Here is a 13,731-nt window from a genome sequence, read left to right on the forward strand (position 1 = left end):
ATGGAAAAATTCACACTCGAATTACTGTTTCAAATCATCGGCATTGGTTCTGCATCAGGACTTATTTATAAAGATAATTCCCTACTTATTATTGGTGACAACAGCGGTTTTCTTTATGAATACCACATGGATTCCAAATATTTAAAACGCCATCCTTTAGTGGAAAACCCTACAGAAAACACACTCAAAAAAGACAAAGCAGATTTTGAAGCCATAACCCATTTTGGAGACAGCTTGTATGTTTTTGGTTCCGGTTCCACCGAGAAAAGGAACAAAATGATACAAGTCAATTCTACTGATAAAAAGATAATCGCCACAAATGACCTCGCCGATTTGTATGCCGTCATGCAAAATTTCGGAATAATAAAACCCGAAGATTTCAACCTCGAAGGCGCCATCTATAACGGCGAAAGTTGGTTTTTATTAAATCGTGGCAACGGAAGTTCCAATAAAAATGTCCTTTTCACCATCGAAGGAAAAAACCTCACTAACGATTTCACTATTCTCTCAAACGACTACAAACTCCCAAAAATAAAAGGAGTACGCAGTAGTTTTACCGATGGAATTATAGTCGGAGACAGTATTTATTTTTTAGCGACAGCCGAAGATACCGAATCAACGTATGATGATGGCGAAGTTTTAGGGAGTTTTATTGGGAGCATTAACCTGAAAACTATGAAAATCGATTTTACCCAAAAAATTAGCAGTTCTCATAAATTTGAAGGATTGACTTTATACACCAATTCAAAGGACAAAATCGAATTCTTACTTTGTGAAGACAAAGACACCGAAGTCTTGGAAACAGATATTTACAAATTGACAATCGACTTAATTTAAAATGACCGACTATTTAAAAACAACTAAAAAATCAGTCCTAATTGGTGGGATTTTATTTTTACTACTAATTCTATTTACTGTTGCAGCATCATTTCCATTATTAGAGTACACTAATTTTAGTAAACAAATAACATTTTTTATCTCCAGATTAGCTATTTGGGTTTGTCTGTTATTACTGTATATGTATTCCATTAAAATCGAAAGACAGCCTTTTCTATTATGGCCTGAAGAAAAATATTCGCTGAAATTTTTTATTAAATCGGTAATTAAACTAATGTTTTCTCTTTTTCTGACAATGCTCGTTGTATATTTTATTTTTAAAATAACTGATTCAAATATTGACAGTAAAACGATGAACGAAATCATGAATCTTTTTAAAAACAATATTTTTTTAATCCTATTTACATCAATAACTGCTGGTGTTACGGAAGAATTAATTTTTAGAGGATACCTAGTTCCCAGATTAGAAATACTACTAAAAAACACTCATGTAGCAATCCTTACATCAAGTATTCTTTTCGGGCTTATACATTATAGCTACGGAACTCTAATACAAATAATTGGTCCCGTTTTTATGGGAATTATATTTGCCCTGCACTATCAAAAATACAAAAACATTAAAATTTTAATAATGTGCCATTTCTTATGGGATTTATTAGCTCTACTCAACAAAACATCGCAATTGTAGTAATATAAAATTATACTTTTTTTCACACTGTGATTTCTTTAAAAAAAAGTGAATAGTTTAACTTTGCTTGCAACATATAAAATTGATCAAAATGACAGATTTAAAAAATAAAAATGCCCTAATCACAGGCGCAGGAAAAGGAATTGGAAAAGCGATTGCTTTGGCATTAGCCAAAGAAGGCGTAAATGTGATTTTGGTAGCACGAACTCAGGAAGAAATAGACAGTGTAGCGGCAAAAGTGCGTTCTTTGAGAGTAAAAGCGATGGCAATAACCGCCGATGTTGCTGATATCAATTCGGTAAACGCTGCCGTTGCCAAAGCATTGGCTGAATTTGGAACCATTGATATTTTAATCAACAATGCTGGAATAGCCGCTTTTGGAAAATTCTTAGAATTAGAACCAACGGATTGGGAACGCATCATCCACGTAAACTTAATGGGAACGTATTATGTAACCCGTGCCGTTTTGCCAAATATGATCGAAAGACAAACGGGTGATATCATCAACATTTCTTCCACAGCCGGATTAAGCGGAAATGCGTTAACGAGCGCCTATAGCGCTTCTAAATTTGCCGTTTTAGGATTAACGGAATCATTGATGCAAGAAGTTCGCAAACATAATATTCGTGTGACTGCATTAACTCCGAGTACTGTTGCTACTGACATGGCCAAAGAATTAAAATTGACAGATGGCAACCCAGAAACCGTAATGCAGGCAGAAGATATGGCCGAATTAATCATTGCGCAACTGAAACTAAACCGACGCGTTTTCATCAAAAACAGTAGTATTTGGTCTACGAATCCTTAAAATTTTCAACATATAAGTCATCAAAGTTTTTTAAACCATTAAGGGATTAAGTTCATTAAGTGTAAAACTTAATGAACTTAATCCCTTAATGGTTTTTGATCTTTTGCTTATATGACTTATATGTTTAATAATTACACCAAAGCTGAAACAAAATCCATTCGCACACTTCCATCTTCATCAATTTTAGTCAAATTAATGTCATGTAAGGTATTTACTAATTCGGGATTCCAAGGTGTTTTTACTTTTACGTAATTCTCGGTAAAACCGTGAATGTACCCTTCTTTATTTTCACTTTCGAATAAAACAGTTCTATTACTTCCCAATTGACTTTCGTAAAAAGCACGTCGTTTTTTTACGGACAAACCGCGTAACATTTTGCTGCGTTTTGCACGAACATTAGCAGGAACAACTCCTTCCATTGCAGCTGCTTCGGTATTATCTCGTTCTGAATACGTAAATACGTGTAAATACGAAATATTCATTTCATTCAAGAAATGGTACGTTTCAAGGAAATGCTCATCTGTTTCACCTGGAAAACCTACAATTACATCCACACCAATACAAGCGTGCGGCATTACTTCCCGTATTTTATTTACGCGTTCCGTATATACTTCCCGTTGGTAACGGCGTTTCATTAATTTCAAAATTTCATTGCTTCCAGATTGCAACGGAATGTGAAAATGCGGTACAAAAGTTCTACTTTTCGATACAAATTCTATCGTTTCATTTTTCAATAAATTCGGTTCAATGGATGAAATTCGCAATCTTTCGATTCCTTCTACTTTGTCTAATTCCTGAACTAATTCTAAAAAGGTATGTTCGTGTTTTTTATTTCCAAATTCTCCTTTTCCGTAATCCCCAATATTTACTCCGGTAAGAACAATTTCCTTAATATTTTGTTTCGAAATTTCTGAAGCGTTTTTCAGTACATTTTCCAGTTCATCACTTCTCGAAATCCCTCTTGCTAGCGGAATCGTGCAATAGGTACATTTGTAATCGCAACCATCTTGTACTTTCAAGAAAGCACGAGTTCTGTCCCCTATCGAATAGCTTCCAACATAAAAATCAGCTTCGGCAATTTCGCAGGAATGTACTTCGCCAAAATCATTTTTAGACAAATCATTGATATAATCAGCCAATTTAAATTTTTCAGTTGCACCAAGAACTAAATCCACTCCATCAACGTTTGCTAATTCTTCCGGCTTCAATTGCGCATAACAACCCACCGCCGCGACAAATGCTTTATCATTTAATTTCATTGCTTTTCGCACGACTTGCTTGAACTGTTTATCAGCATTTTCAGTAACGGAACACGTATTAATCACATACATATCAGCCACTTCTTCAAAATCAACGCGGTCAAATCCTTCGTCTTGTAAGTTACGGGCAATGGTTGAAGTCTCTGAGAAGTTTAGTTTACAGCCTAAGGTGTAAAAGGCTACTTTTTTTCTGTTTTCCATAAGATAACTCAATTAATGAAATCGTTGTCAAAAAATTGAGGTTGCAAATTTACGAACAAATCCATTAAAACATTAGATTATCTCCATTTTTAAGAAACACTTTAATTAAGATTTATTTACTCCGTCACATAACGGCAGACAAACTACTTATCTTTGAAAAATAAATCACATCATTATGTCAAAATTAATCTATTTTAAAAGGTATTTGTACGTTATAGACCGCTTGAGAAGCAGACCTAGTAGTTTTACTGAATTGCAAGATCATGTGATGCATAAACTACAACAAGACGATATTGATACGACTTTTGAATATGCCATACGTACTTTTGAACGCGATAAAAAAGATATTAAAACTCTTTTTGGAATAGTTATTCAATACAACCGAAAAGACAAAACCTATACTATTGATGAAGAAGAATTAGAAGACCAATCCGTGACACGAATGATTGATGCCTTTTCGATACATCATGCACTTAAAGAAGGAGATAAACTCTCGCCTAGTGTGTTTCTTGAAAAACGAAAATCATTAGGAACCGAACACATCCACGGGATTATTCATGCTATACAAAACCGCACTATTTTAAAATTTACACATCAAAAACATTGGGATGATTTTAGTACGCTACGGGAAGTAAAACCAATTGCCATAAAAGAATCGCAACAAAGATGGTATTTGGTTGCTTTGGATAAAAAAGATGAAACCGTAAAAACCTTTGGTTTAGACCGAATCTCTAACCTGAAAATTACCGACACCAAGTTCAAACCCATTGCCTATAACGTAGAAAAGGAGTTCCAACACGCTTTTGGAGTTGAAACTTATGAGGTTGCAGAAAAAGTGGTTTTGGAGTTTTCTAATAAACAGGGTAACTATATCAAAACATTTCCGTTGCACGAATCGCAACGCATTGTGGAAGAAAACGAAGATATTGTAATCATAGAAATTCTCATTCATACCACCAACGATATTAAAATGGAATTGTTGAAATACGGCTCGAATGTAAAAGTAATTGCTCCGTTTTCACTTCAAAACGACATCAAAAATAGAATTTCGGAAATGTCAAATCTTTATAAATAATTATGGAAAAAGAAGAATTTGTGAGCTTATTTTCAAAACGGATTGATAAGCTAGAGCGTACTTTTAAGGAAAAATTCCCTGATGGAATAGATGATAGAACAACAGCGACTATTCCGTTAGGTTTTATGAATCGATTAGTAATTGATGGTAGACTGTATAAGATAGAAATTTCAGGAATGAATATTACAAATAGTAATGAATAGCAATTAAATTTTATGAATTCTTTTACTTCCTTAGATTTTGAAACTGCAACGGGTTACAGGAATAGCATTTGCCAAGTTGGATTGGTTAGAGTAGAAAACGGAATCATTACCAAAGAAATCAATATACTGGTTCAGCCACCCGAGAATTATTATTGGAATCGCTTTACGGACATACACGGAACTGCTGCGAAGGACACTTTGAGCTCACCTACTTTCACCCAAGTTTGGCACCAAATCGCACCGTATATAGAAAACCAAAATGTAGTGGCGCACAATGGTTTTGGCTTTGACTTTCCAGTTTTGACCAAAACACTCGACTACTATAATTTACCAATTCCTGACTATAATAAATTTTGTACTTATAAGATTTATAAGACGAATTTAACTACCTTGTGCCAAGAACATAATATTCCACTTAATCATCACGATGCGCTTAGTGATGCAAAGGCATGTGCGGAGTTGTGAATGAGGAGGTTAATTGAAATTAAAAAATAAAATTTATGGAAAAAATAAAAAACCTTTTACAACAAGTTTCTATAATTCAAAAAAAATATGATGACATTGCTGAATACTCAGGTGAACATTACAATGTATTTGACATATTAGGAGTAAGAAGTGACGAGTTAAGTCATTCTTCAATTTTGACTAATTTACTCAATGCAAAAGGAAGACATGGTCAAAAAGATTTGTTTCTGAAACTATTTATAGAAACTGTAAAAAATGCTTTTGAAAATGATGAATCAAAAATGCAATTACTAAATAATTTCAATTCAGCAAACAGCAAAGCGGAAAAAGAAAAATTTGCAGGTAAAGTAAATTATGAAGCCGAACAAGGAGGAAGAATTGATATTATAATTAATGATGGTAGAAATAATATTATAATTGAAAATAAAGTTTATGCAGGAGATCAACCATTACAATTAGTTAGATACAATGAATATGATAAAAATGCCCCAATTCTATATTTAACATTAGACGGTAAGGAAGCTTCTGAAAATTCAAAAGGAACTTTACGAAACGGAAATGAATTTATTTGTATTTCTTATCAAATTGAAATTGTTAAATGGCTTGAAAAAAGTATCAAGGAAATGGCAAATAAACCGATTATTCGTGAAACCTTAAACCAATATTTATTTTTAATCAAAAGTTTAACTAACCAATCAAATAATAACAAGATGAGTGATGAAATTGTTGAAAGAATGAAAGAAAACATAAGTGAAAGCTTTGAAATTGCAAATAACATTAGGGCTTTAAAAAAGAAAATTTATAATGGTTTTATTGAATCTCTCAAAATCTCAAATGAATTAAAATTTGAAAATTGTGAAAACACCACATATTATGGCGTTGATGTTGTACTTGAAAACAAAAAAAGAATTAGTATTCTTTTTGGGAAAGACAGAAAAAATGATGATTTTGCTCAAGATGTTTCAATTGGATTTATGATTGATGAAAATTTTTCCGAAGAAATTAAAAATAAGTATCGAAACAATGGATTTACTGTTAATGAATGGGTATATAAAAGATTTTCAACTTATACTGATAATAGTTATAATTGGACTAATAATATTGCTTTTTGGGAAGATATTAAAAAAGGAACTTACAGCCTTTTTTATAAGGATATAAAAGAAATTATTCAAGAGATTATTGAAATTGAAAAAATTAATTAAAAATAAAAAAACATACTCAAAAACGACACTCCCACTCGAGTGTCGTTTTTTTATACATAAAAAAAAACACTCCGCCATCCTTTGTCCTAATCGCCTTCTAATTTCGTCTTCTGGTAAAGCCGAAAACCACCAAGAGTAGGCATAATTTAAAATTAACTAAAATGGAATTTGCATACGATAGATTTGACATTTGTATTTTACTCGACAATTTAAAAAACGAAGTAATAAGTAAAACATTAGCCTATATGGTTGATTTTAAGGAACACGACAATCTTGTTGTGACTCCAAAACCGTATTCAATAGAAATCTCCAATGCTGATATATGTATTGCTGTTATCCTTTTTTCTGGTTTTGAAAAGGAATACGAAATTTTAAAAACTAAAAAAAATCATCATCTGGTTTCTTTTGATACGATGCTGAAATTATTCTTTGAATTTGAGAATATGCCCATAAAATACCTCGATTATATGGCTTTGTTTTTTATGTCTTTGTCAAGAACAGAGGATGCTAATGTAAAAGAGTTTTTGCACCTTAGAAATCCAAGCGCAAATGAAACAACATGTCATTTAAAAAAAGAATATTTTCTCAAAGGTGTAGTATGGAATTATGACTTGTTTTCCTTGCTTTATAAAAAAAGTAAGGTGAATTCAAATTGTCAAAAAACAAAAAATCAGTTTACAACCTCAATGATTCTTGATAGTTATCCTGCAGCTTTTTATGAGTATAATCTAAAAAATATTAACTCCTATTTTGTAAAAGAATTTGTTAAAAACCGAAACCTTTTATTCAAGAAAGAAATACAATCGGAATACGGTAATAACACACCATTATTTGTTGGTTTTGCGGTTTTTTCGGGTAGAAATCGAGCTAGAAAAGCTATCAAACTGGCACTTTCAACACCTTTACTAAATAATGCAATAACTGAGAAAACTAAAACTATTTTACTTCATATCTCATCACATGTAATCGAAATGAATTTAGATGAAATAGGTGTAATCAATGATATTATTCAAGAAAGAGTGGGAAATAAAGCTGACATTACTATGACAGTCTAGCGAAAATAAAAACCTAGGGAAATCTCTATCTGTTACTATTATGTTGTCTGAATTTAAATCTTCGGAAAAATAAATCTTAAAATAATTTACTACATCGATACTCTGCTCTTTTACAAAACAAAGTATCGGATAATAATTTTATCTTTTTGATTTAAATTCTAGTTCAAGATAAATCGTTTAATAACTTCTGCAACACCATGATTATTATTGGATGCTACAATAACATCTCCTTTATCTCTCAATTCAGGATCTACATTATCGACCCAAACTCCCAGTCCGGCATATTCAATCATGGTTAAATCATTTCCTGCGTTTCCAACAGCAATAATTTCACTTTGAAGTATACCCAGTTTTTCGGCTAAAAATTTGATACTGGCACCTTTATCAATTCCATTCTGCGCTACTTCAAGAAAGAAAGGCTTTGACATGCTGACACTAAGATGTGGCATTGCGACTTTCAAGTCTCTTTCTACTTCTTTTAAATATCCAGGCTCTTCTAACAAAATACATTTCACAGCTGAAGATTGGACTTCATCTTTAAAACTTACAACTTTATTATGTTCTAAACCCGTAATATTTTTTTCTATTTCAATATATTCAGAATCCGTTTCACTTACAATTTTCCCATTAACGTAAGTAATAATGTGTGTCTTACTTTTTAAACTGTAATCATACAATTCATGGATTTGTTGTTGAGTTAATGTTTGCTCAAAAATCACTTTATCTTCCTTCAAATCTGTAATAACAGCTCCGTTATAGGATATCATATAAGAATTATCCAATTGTAATTCTTTGGCGTAAGCAATCATTGCTGGAGTTGGTCTTCCGGATGCCAAAACGATATGAACACCCAATTCTCTTGCCTTAGACAACATTACTTTATTTTCGTTTGAAATGGTATGATCGTCGTTCAACAAAGTATCATCCATGTCCAAAACCAACATTTTATATTTCATTCTATTTTTTTTATTGTAAATGAATTAAATACTCATTCTGAATTCTTCAATAACAGGGTTTACTTTTGCAAACTCGGTTTCTTGAACGAACAATTCTACTGCTTGTCCCGAAGTTCCAAAACCTCCCAATCGAGCCGATTGTATATTATTTTTCAAAACGGTATCTACACCTATGGCTTCGATTCTCTGCTGTAACGCCATTGCTAAAATTTCACTTCCCGAAAACACTTTCATTAATCCCATTTCACTCTTTATTTAATTATTTTATACCGTTTTCTTCATCACCTTCTTGCTCCTCGAAGTCAACATTTTCATCTGCCTCCAAGTTTTCATCCTCTTCGAAATCTTCGTCTTCAACTTCATCCTCTTCTCCATCAAAATCGAATTCATAAGGCTCCTCTAACATTTTTTCAGCAAGAACTTCTATTCGTTCTGTGAATTGTTCCGAAAAAATAATACGTTGGGTTCTCACAATACTATTCGAAATACGCATGATTTTTGTTTCATGACGCAACTTCAAAATTGGGTCAGCATCATCAAGGATAAACATTTTCAATCGGTTTACGTTAAATCCAGCCGTGGTAAACATTTCGCTTAACTTATTTGGAGTCCCAATCAACACATCAATTCCGCTGGAAATATAATTTTTATCATATTCCATATCTCCTTTGTCATGAACACCATAAACTTCTAAATTAGAATTCTTTCCATATTTTTCAAAAAGAGATTCCATTTCTAACACTTTCGCTTTGTCTTCAACAATAATCAAAGCCCTTGGAGATTCTTCATTTGCACCTGCCAATCTCTGAATTACATTTAGCACAATTGTCGTTGATTTTCCGCTTCCTTTTGGTGCAATAATAATACAATCCGAACCACTTTTCAATGTCGAAAATGTTTCTTTTTGCATCGCATTGGCATCGGTCAAACCGTTTTCAATTAGGGCTTGTTGTAACTCTTCATTTATTTTTTTTAGTTTCATTTATTTTAGATTGAAAGATTAATTATTTAAAAATTAAAAGATTAAACTAGTGCCAAATCTTTAAATCATTACATTTTTAAATCATTAAATTAATTTTATTTTGATGCAAACAACTTCACATCATTCTCGGAAATTTCGCTTCCGCCAAGGATAATCAAGCGCTCCACAACATTTCTTAACTCACGTATATTTCCTGTCCAATCGTATTCTTTCAACAAGTTAATCGCTGCTGCAGAGAACTTTTTAACGGCATTCCCTTGCTCCGAAGCAATCTTGTCTGCAAAATGCGCAATCAACATCGGAATATCATCCCGTCTTTCGTTCAAAGCCGGAACTTTTATCAAAATTACAGCCAAACGATGGTATAAATCTTCACGGAATCGCCCTTCGGCAATTTCGACTTTCAAATCTTTATTGGTAGCTGCAACCACACGAACATCGACTTTGATGTCTTTGTCCGCTCCCACTCTGGTGATCATACTTTCCTGTAAAGCACGTAACACTTTGGCTTGCGCCGAAAGGCTCATATCACCAATTTCATCTAAGAAAATAGTCCCTTTATCCGCCGCTTCAAATTTTCCTGCGCGGTCTTTCACTGCCGATGTAAACGCTCCTTTTACGTGACCGAATAATTCACTTTCAATCAATTCAGATGGAATAGCAGCACAGTTTACTTCGATTAAAGGGAAATTCGCGCGCTCGCTCTTTTCGTGTAATTGATGGGCAACCAATTCTTTTCCGGTTCCGTTAGGTCCCGTGATTAAGACTCTGGCTTCGGTTTGTGCTACTTTCTCAATCATCACTTTGATGTGATTGATGGCTTCACTTTCACCAATCATTTCGTAATTCTTGCTGACTTTTTTCTTCAGAATTTTATTCTCAACTACGAGTTGTTTTTTGTCCAAAGCGTTTCGAACCGTATTCAACAACCGGTTTAAATCGGGTGGTTTTGAAATGTAATCAAACGCTCCCAAACGCATCGTATTGATTGCCGTTTCCATATCGCCATGACCGGAAATCATCACCATAGGAATTTCGGGTTTAATTTTTTTGACTGCTTCTAATACTTCAACACCATCCATTTTTGGCATTTTGATATCGCATAAAACCAAATCGTAATCGTTATTTTTTATTTTTTCAAAACCTGCAGCACCATCTTCCGCTTCTTCAACCTGATAGTTATCATTTTCTTCGGAGAGTATTTTTGTAAGTACTCTTCGAATTGCGGCTTCGTCTTCTATAATTAGTATTTTTGACATATTTTTATTTTTGTTTAGCCACCAAGACACAAAATTTTAATTTCAAATTAACAGACAACGTTTTTGAAAACTGATGCCCTAGCCCCGATTGATGTGGAAATCCTTTTTATTTTTTCTTTAAAAATAAAAAGATTACAATCTCGTCTTCAGGACGAGACGGGAAATAGCTCCATAAATTAATTAAGTTTTAACAAAGCTGAACCGAGCTTTATTTAATATTTCAACCAGCGGTACATTTCACTCCATGTTGGTTTTTTGCCGTACATCAGTATCCCTATTCGGTATATTTTTGCAGCAAACCAAACTACACAAAAGAAGCTTCCAAATAATAACGTTACAGATATTGCGATTTGCCACAAAGGTACGCCAAACGGAATTCGCATCAACATAACGATTGGCGAGGTGAGCGGAATCATTGAAAAAACAACCGCAACTGTGCCATGTGGATCATTGATAACTGTAAAAAAACCAACATAAACACTCAACATTAACGGCATAATGATTGGCAACAGAAATTGCTGTGAATCCGTTTGATTATCAACTGCAGCACCTATTGCCGCGTAAAATGAGCTGTAAAGAAAATAGCCGCCAATAAAATAAATCACAAATCCAATTAAGATACTTGCAATAGGTAAATTCCATAATTCCTTAATATACATTTGGGCAGTTCCGGTCATTTCTTGCTGTGCATTTTGCATCATTTCTGGTGAAACTCTGGCAGTAGGCCCCACATTTACTCCAAAAAACACAGAAGCTGCAAACATTAAAGACAGTCCGATTATTGCCCATATGAAGAATTGCAGCAATCCGGCTAATGAAGTTCCGATAATTTTTCCCATCATCAATTGAAATGGTTTCACTGAGGAAATTATGATTTCAACTATTCGGCTGGTTTTTTCTTCAATGACGCTTCGCATCACCATGTTTCCGTAGATGATTATAAACATCATAATGAGGTATCCAAATGCTCCACCGATACCGATTTTGATTTCGTTAAGTCCTTTGACACTCTCTTCACCGGATGCTTTTGTCAAACTGATATTCACTTTGGACTGGGCGTTTTTAATTGCCAGCGTATCTAAATGAGCTTTTTCTAAATTGTTTTTTGTCAATTTATTTGCAATTATATCCTGAATATTTTCAACGAATGACATACTTGGACTACTGTTTGAAATAAATTGGATTTTACTTTCGAAATCCTTGGAATTACTCGCTTTTGGGATATACAATAATCCTTCATAACTTTCATTTGTGATACTGTCTCTCAGGAATTTTAAATCTATTAGAGACAAATCAAGGTATTTGTATTCCTCATTTTTATTGTTCTGCGAAGCAAATTCCTTTATAAACATACCCGATTCATCATGAATAGCGATTCGTTTAGTTTCTGCTTTCATCGAACTTAAATACGCTACAAACGATGCTATTGCAACAAAAAGTAACGGACTTAAAAAAGTCATAACAATAAAGGATTTATTGCGAACCTTGGCTATAAACTCTCTTTTTATAATTAATGTTATTATAGACATTTTAGATGGTTAGATTATTTGACATTTTAGACTGTTAGAATTATAAACCTTTAGATTTCTAAAAGTCTAAGAAAGTCTATTGTGTTACTGTTTGAATAAAAATGTCATTGACACTTGGAATTTTTTCTACAAAATGTGTTACTTGTCCAGATTGCGTGAGGATATTCAATAATTCATTTGGTGTAGCATTTCCTAGTTGGATTTCCAGTTTTAATTCGCTGTTGAGTGATTTAAAGTTAGCTGGACCAACAGTAAATTTCTGCGTAATTGCGTACATCAATCCTTCTACATTCTCTGATAAAATACCCACTTCAAAACTATTGGTTTTAAATTGTCTTTTGACATCGTCCAGTTTCCCTTCAATAAGTTTATTGGATTTGTGAATCAAAGCGATATGATCACATAATTCTTCTACACTTTCCATACGGTGTGTCGAGAAAATTATGGTCGCTCCTTCTTCTCGCAACGCTAGAATTTCATCTTTTATAATATTGGCATTTACGGGATCAAAACCAGAAAAAGGTTCATCAAAAATCAACAGTTTAGGCTTGTGCAAAACGCAAACCACAAACTGAATTTTCTGTGCCATTCCCTTAGAAAGCTCTTGAATTTTCTTGTTCCACCAGCCTTGAATTTCTAATCTTTCGAACCAATACTCCAGTTGTTTTTTGGCTTCAGCCTTAGAAAGCCCTTTCATTTGAGCCAAATACAAGCATTGTTCTCCCACTTTCATTGTGTTGTACAATCCTCTTTCTTCGGGTAAATAGCCTATATATTGAACGTGTTTAGGTTGCAGTTTTTCACCATCCAAAATAATTTCACCGCTATCAGGCAATGTAATTTGATTTATGATTCGGATAAGTGATGTTTTTCCGGCTCCATTTGGACCTAAAAGTCCGTAGATACTTCCTTTTGGAACCGTTAATGAAACCTCGTTAAGTGCCACATAATCACCGTATTGCTTTACAACTTTATTCACTTCAAGAATGTTACTCATGCTTATTTTTTAATTGGTGTAAAAGTAAATAATTAGTATCGAAATACTTAGAATAGTTTCATATATGTAGCATTTAATTTTAAGTAGCATATATGTTATCGCCTTATGTTTATCGGTGTTTATCTCACAATATTTTATTTTCATCGGAGTTCGATGATTTTCAATTGTTTGCAACAAACAAATTGTTAGTGGCGATTTCATAAAAAACCCATCCT

The 13,731-nt window shown here is 33.3% G+C and carries 15 protein-coding genes; 8 read left to right on the plus strand and 7 right to left on the minus strand.

Going from position 1 to position 13,731, the window contains the following annotated elements; genetic code table 11:
* From AC0J6S_RS00615 to AC0J6S_RS00625, 3 genes are all read left to right on the plus strand, one after another.
* Positions 1-837, plus strand: a complete 837-nt coding sequence (locus AC0J6S_RS00615; RefSeq protein WP_474954970.1) for a DUF6929 family protein — start codon at positions 1-3, stop codon at positions 835-837.
* Between the two features lies 1 nt (position 838).
* Positions 839-1,525, plus strand: a complete 687-nt coding sequence (locus AC0J6S_RS00620) for a lysostaphin resistance A-like protein (RefSeq protein ID WP_474954971.1) — start codon at positions 839-841, stop codon at positions 1,523-1,525.
* 91 nt (positions 1,526-1,616) lie between these two features.
* Entirely contained in the window at positions 1,617-2,333 is a 717-nt protein-coding gene (locus AC0J6S_RS00625) for a 3-ketoacyl-ACP reductase (RefSeq protein WP_474954972.1), read from the plus strand.
* A 131-nt stretch (positions 2,334-2,464) separates the two neighbouring features.
* Here the strand turns inward: AC0J6S_RS00625 and mtaB are convergent, their stop codons facing one another.
* Positions 2,465-3,793, minus strand: a complete 1,329-nt coding sequence (gene mtaB / locus AC0J6S_RS00630; protein ID WP_474954973.1) for a tRNA (N(6)-L-threonylcarbamoyladenosine(37)-C(2))-methylthiotransferase MtaB — start codon at positions 3,791-3,793, stop codon at positions 2,465-2,467.
* A 175-nt stretch (positions 3,794-3,968) separates the two neighbouring features.
* Between mtaB and AC0J6S_RS00635 the strand changes: the two genes are divergently transcribed.
* The 5 genes from AC0J6S_RS00635 to AC0J6S_RS00655 all read left to right on the plus strand — a co-directional run bounded on the left by AC0J6S_RS00635 (position 3,969) and on the right by AC0J6S_RS00655 (position 7,793).
* Positions 3,969-4,868 carry a helix-turn-helix transcriptional regulator gene (locus AC0J6S_RS00635; protein WP_474954974.1) on the plus strand — a complete coding sequence of 300 codons (900 nt, stop codon included), beginning with the start codon at positions 3,969-3,971 and terminating at the stop codon, positions 4,866-4,868.
* Between the two features lie 2 nt (positions 4,869-4,870).
* Positions 4,871-5,071, plus strand: a complete 201-nt coding sequence (locus AC0J6S_RS00640; RefSeq protein ID WP_474954975.1) for a hypothetical protein — start codon at positions 4,871-4,873, stop codon at positions 5,069-5,071.
* A gap of 12 nt (positions 5,072-5,083) precedes the next feature.
* Complete coding sequence (locus AC0J6S_RS00645; RefSeq protein ID WP_474954976.1) at positions 5,084-5,536, plus strand: 3'-5' exonuclease; 453 nt, start codon at positions 5,084-5,086, stop codon at positions 5,534-5,536.
* Positions 5,537-5,571: 35 nt separating this feature from the next.
* Positions 5,572-6,738 carry a PDDEXK-like family protein gene (locus AC0J6S_RS00650; protein WP_474954977.1) on the plus strand — a complete coding sequence of 389 codons (1,167 nt, stop codon included), beginning with the start codon at positions 5,572-5,574 and terminating at the stop codon, positions 6,736-6,738.
* A 161-nt stretch (positions 6,739-6,899) separates the two neighbouring features.
* Positions 6,900-7,793, plus strand: coding sequence for a hypothetical protein (locus AC0J6S_RS00655; RefSeq protein WP_474954978.1), 894 nt, complete (start codon positions 6,900-6,902; stop codon positions 7,791-7,793).
* A gap of 158 nt (positions 7,794-7,951) precedes the next feature.
* Here AC0J6S_RS00655 and AC0J6S_RS00660 read toward each other — a convergent pair whose 3' ends face one another.
* The 6 genes from AC0J6S_RS00660 to AC0J6S_RS00685 form a co-directional block, all read right to left on the minus strand.
* Positions 7,952-8,749, minus strand: a complete 798-nt coding sequence (locus tag AC0J6S_RS00660) for a Cof-type HAD-IIB family hydrolase (RefSeq protein WP_474954979.1) — start codon at positions 8,747-8,749, stop codon at positions 7,952-7,954.
* 24 nt (positions 8,750-8,773) lie between these two features.
* Positions 8,774-8,992: a DUF2007 domain-containing protein gene (locus AC0J6S_RS00665; protein WP_474954980.1), complete on the minus strand. Its 219-nt coding sequence runs from the start codon at positions 8,990-8,992 to the stop codon at positions 8,774-8,776.
* 16 nt (positions 8,993-9,008) lie between these two features.
* A complete protein-coding gene (locus tag AC0J6S_RS00670) occupies positions 9,009-9,731 on the minus strand; it encodes a DEAD/DEAH box helicase (RefSeq protein ID WP_474954981.1) in 723 nt (240 codons plus the stop codon).
* A 95-nt stretch (positions 9,732-9,826) separates the two neighbouring features.
* Positions 9,827-10,990 (minus strand): sigma-54-dependent transcriptional regulator, encoded by a 1,164-nt coding sequence (locus AC0J6S_RS00675; RefSeq protein WP_474954982.1) that lies wholly within the window; start codon positions 10,988-10,990, stop codon positions 9,827-9,829.
* A gap of 212 nt (positions 10,991-11,202) precedes the next feature.
* Positions 11,203-12,519 (minus strand): ABC transporter permease, encoded by a 1,317-nt coding sequence (locus AC0J6S_RS00680; RefSeq protein ID WP_474954983.1) that lies wholly within the window; start codon positions 12,517-12,519, stop codon positions 11,203-11,205.
* A gap of 76 nt (positions 12,520-12,595) precedes the next feature.
* The gene (locus AC0J6S_RS00685) at positions 12,596-13,516 is read right to left on the minus strand and encodes an ABC transporter ATP-binding protein (RefSeq protein WP_474954984.1); all 921 of its coding nucleotides are present in this window, start codon (positions 13,514-13,516) and stop codon (positions 12,596-12,598) included.
* Between the last annotated feature and the right edge of the window lie 215 nt (positions 13,517-13,731).

It is taken from the genome of Flavobacterium sp. TS_SC_5, assembly GCF_056156265.1.

Excerpts from the sequence above, each read along its gene's own strand:
- AC0J6S_RS00615 (WP_474954970.1), top strand. The coding sequence starts at position 1 with ATGGAAAAATTCACACTCGAATTACTGTTTCAAATCATCGGCATTGGT.
- AC0J6S_RS00620 (WP_474954971.1), top strand. The coding sequence starts at position 839 with ATGACCGACTATTTAAAAACAACTAAAAAATCAGTCCTAATTGGTGGG.
- AC0J6S_RS00625 (WP_474954972.1), top strand. The coding sequence starts at position 1,617 with ATGACAGATTTAAAAAATAAAAATGCCCTAATCACAGGCGCAGGAAAA.
- mtaB (WP_474954973.1), bottom strand. The coding sequence starts at position 3,793 with ATGGAAAACAGAAAAAAAGTAGCCTTTTACACCTTAGGCTGTAAACTA.
- AC0J6S_RS00635 (WP_474954974.1), top strand. The coding sequence starts at position 3,969 with ATGTCAAAATTAATCTATTTTAAAAGGTATTTGTACGTTATAGACCGC.
- AC0J6S_RS00640 (WP_474954975.1), top strand. The coding sequence starts at position 4,871 with ATGGAAAAAGAAGAATTTGTGAGCTTATTTTCAAAACGGATTGATAAG.
- AC0J6S_RS00645 (WP_474954976.1), top strand. The coding sequence starts at position 5,084 with ATGAATTCTTTTACTTCCTTAGATTTTGAAACTGCAACGGGTTACAGG.
- AC0J6S_RS00650 (WP_474954977.1), top strand. The coding sequence starts at position 5,572 with ATGGAAAAAATAAAAAACCTTTTACAACAAGTTTCTATAATTCAAAAA.
- AC0J6S_RS00655 (WP_474954978.1), top strand. The coding sequence starts at position 6,900 with ATGGAATTTGCATACGATAGATTTGACATTTGTATTTTACTCGACAAT.
- AC0J6S_RS00660 (WP_474954979.1), bottom strand. The coding sequence starts at position 8,749 with ATGAAATATAAAATGTTGGTTTTGGACATGGATGATACTTTGTTGAAC.
- AC0J6S_RS00665 (WP_474954980.1), bottom strand. The coding sequence starts at position 8,992 with ATGGGATTAATGAAAGTGTTTTCGGGAAGTGAAATTTTAGCAATGGCG.
- AC0J6S_RS00670 (WP_474954981.1), bottom strand. The coding sequence starts at position 9,731 with ATGAAACTAAAAAAAATAAATGAAGAGTTACAACAAGCCCTAATTGAA.
- AC0J6S_RS00675 (WP_474954982.1), bottom strand. The coding sequence starts at position 10,990 with ATGTCAAAAATACTAATTATAGAAGACGAAGCCGCAATTCGAAGAGTA.
- AC0J6S_RS00680 (WP_474954983.1), bottom strand. The coding sequence starts at position 12,519 with ATGTCTATAATAACATTAATTATAAAAAGAGAGTTTATAGCCAAGGTT.
- AC0J6S_RS00685 (WP_474954984.1), bottom strand. The coding sequence starts at position 13,516 with ATGAGTAACATTCTTGAAGTGAATAAAGTTGTAAAGCAATACGGTGAT.